The organism is Nonomuraea sp. NPDC001684 (genome assembly GCF_053596515.1).
This window is the reverse complement of the sequence record NZ_JBSFGJ010000750.1, coordinates 1-2726: the sequence shown is the minus strand read 5'-3', so window position 1 is coordinate 2726 and position 2726 is coordinate 1. Positions and strand designations below refer to the sequence as shown.

Sequence of the window (2726 nt, the reverse complement as noted above, 5' to 3'; positions counted from 1 at the left end):
GCCAGCGAGCGCAGCCGGGGTTGTTCCGGCCCGGCGCCGACGAGCAGCAGCACCGCGCCGTCCAGCCGCGGCAGCGCCTCGACCAGCAGGTGGAAGTTCTTGCCCGCCACCAGGCGGCCGACCCCTCCGACGACGAACGTCTCCGGCGGGATGCCCAGGCTCAGCCGGGTCTGGCCCGCGGCGCGCGGATCGTGGCGGAAGGCGGCCAGGTCCACGCCGTTGGGGATGGTGACGACGCGCGAGGGCGGCAGGCCCCAGCCGTGCAGCCGGTCGGCCACGGTGGGCGAGACGGCGACGACGGCGTGCGTCAGCCGGGCGCTCGCCCGGTACAGCGCGCGGACGGGCGCCGTGACCGGCCGTCCCTCGATGTGCCGGGCCCCCGCCGAGTGCTCGGTGCTGACGACGACCGGCACGGCGGCCAGCCGGGCGGCGAGCGGCGCGTAGACGCAGGCGCGGTACAGGTGCGCGTGCACGACCTGGTAGCGGCCGGCGCGCATGAGGGCGGTGAGCCGGGGCAGCGCCCGCAGGTCCCGGTTGCCGCCCATGCCGACGGCGCGCACGGGCGTCCCGGCGGCGCGGATGGCGTCGGCCAGGGCGCCGGGCCTGGTCAGGACGGCGACCTCGCTGGCGCAGTCCATGTGCGGCAGGAGCGTGCGCAGTTGCTGCTCGGCCCCGCCGGCGGCCAGCCCGGTGATGACGTGCAGGACCTTCATCGGGGCCGCCCCCAGCGCAGCCGGTGGCAGGCGGTCTTGGCGAGCAGCCGGGCGGCGGTGTCGCGGTCGCCGACGTAGCGGCGGGGCAGGGCGTGCGTCCCGGCGAGCCGGCCGGGGCGGACGGCGCAGGCGTGCTCGTAGCCGGCCTGCCGGACGGCGGCGACCTCGCGGGCGGTCAGCTCGCCGTAGGGGTAGGCGAAGCCGGTGACGGGGGCGCCGAGCACGTCCTGGAGCAGGAGTTTGCTCGTGGTGAGCTCGTCGGCCAGCTCGCCGGGGGCGGCGGCCGGCAGGTGGGGGTGGCTGTGGGTGTGGGAGCCGACCTCCATGCCTGCGGCGGCCACCCGGCGCAGCGTGCCGGCGTCCATCAGGGGGCGGGGGCTGACGCCGCGGTCCCAGGCGTTGTGGCCGCCGATCCGGCCGGCGACGACGTACACGGTCGCGGTGAAGCCGTATCCGGCCAGCACCGGGACGACGTCGGTGGCGAAGTCGGCGTAGCCGTCGTCGAAGGTGAGCCCGACGAGCCCGCGCCGGTCGCCGGGATGGTTCAGCAGTTCGCGCACCGACACGCCGCGCAGCCCGCGCCGGGCGAGCCAGCGTATGTGCGTGGCGAAGCGCTCGGGGGTGACGACGATGTCGAAGGGGTCCTCGCCGCGCTCGGCGACGGAGTGGTACATCCAGATGAGCGGCAGCGCGCCGGTGCGCGTGCTCATACGCGCTCTCCTTCCCTGACGGTCGTGACGGCCCTCCGCAGCGGCGACAGGCCGAGGCGTTGGAGACCGGCCAGCATGAGGGCGGCGGTCACGGTGATCCCGGCGGCGTTGGCCAGCGCGATGCCGCCCTGCGCCATGCCGGGGACGAGCGCCACGGCCAGCGCCGCGGTGAGGGCCAGCCCGGCGGCCATCGACAGGGCCGGGTACCACAACCCGCGCCACCCTCCGGCGCAGAAGTAGGCCCGGCAGACCACGCCCACGACGGTGTGGCCCAGCAGGCCGATCGCGTAGAGCCGCAGGACGTGCTCGGTGGCGGTGGCGGCGGCGTCGTCGAAGGCGCCGCGGTGCAGCAGCACGCCCACGATCGCGGGCGCGAAGGCGACCAGCAGCGCGGCGGCGGTGACCGTGACGGCCGCCGCCGTCGCCAGGTCGCGGGCCAGCAGCCGCCAGGCCCCGCGGGTGTCGCCCGCGGCGATGCTGCGGGCCAGGTGCGGATAGGTGACGGTGGCCAGCATCAGCGAGACCACCATCGGCACCTGGGCGATCTTCTGGGCGTAGTTGAGATGGGAGATCGCGCCCGCGGGCAGGTCGGCGGCGAGCACGCGCTCGACCAGCACCTGGCCCTGCCGCAGCAGCGCGAAGGCGATGATGGGCAGCAGCGCGGCGACCGGCAGCACCAGGCGCCGGGGCAGCCGCCGGGGCAGGCCGACCCGCCGCAGGTACGCCGGCGCCTGCATGGCCACCATGAGGACGGCGCCGGCGGCGACGCCCCACGCGGCGGCCCGCACGCCGAGCGCGTCGTGCCAGATCGCCAGGCAGCCGACGAGCGCCAGGTTGTAGGCCAGGCCGGTGGCCGCGGGCGGGCCGAAGACGTGGTGGGCCCGCAGGGCCGCGCTGGCGTACCCCGCCAGCGCGAACGGCAGGATGCAGCCGCAGCAGATCCGCCAGCACTGGACGGCCAGCCCGCCCTGGGGCAGACCGGGGGCCAGCGCCGTCACCAGCCAGGGCGCGCCGGCCGCGGCGCAGACGGCGACGGCGGCGAGCGCGGCGGCCAGGGCGGGCAACGTCCGCTCCACCAGCGCCGCCCGCTGCCGCGCCCCGGACGCCGTGCTGAACAGCGGCACCAGCCACAGGGCCATCGCCCCCTCGATGAGCAGCGGCGCCGCGGTCTCGGGCACGGTCCAGGCGATCAGGAAGGCGTCGGTGTCGGCGTTGGCGCCGAACAGCGCGGCCATCAGCAGGTCGCGGACGTAGCCGAGCGCCGAGCCGGCGCCGACGAGCATCGCGGTGAGGGCCGCGGCGC

3 protein-coding genes are annotated in these 2726 nt (G+C 77.0%); all 3 read right to left on the bottom strand.

The window, feature by feature from the left end:
* A partial coding sequence (locus ACWCSD_RS51130; protein WP_449926905.1) for a glycosyltransferase occupies positions 1-713 on the bottom strand: 713 nt, incomplete at its 3' end.
* Positions 710-1423 (bottom strand): polysaccharide deacetylase family protein, encoded by a 714-nt coding sequence (locus ACWCSD_RS51125; protein WP_397157092.1) that lies wholly within the window; start codon positions 1421-1423, stop codon positions 710-712. The genes ACWCSD_RS51125 and ACWCSD_RS51130, both read right to left, overlap by 4 nt.
* A partial coding sequence (locus ACWCSD_RS51120) for a lipid II flippase MurJ (protein ID WP_449926902.1) occupies positions 1420-2726 on the bottom strand: 1307 nt, incomplete at its 5' end. The genes ACWCSD_RS51120 and ACWCSD_RS51125, both read right to left, overlap by 4 nt.

What these genes read in the sequence shown, in the direction of transcription:
- ACWCSD_RS51125 (WP_397157092.1), bottom strand. Translation starts at nt 1,423, where the DNA reads ATGAGCACGCGCACCGGCGCGCTGCCGCTCATCTGGATGTACCACTCC.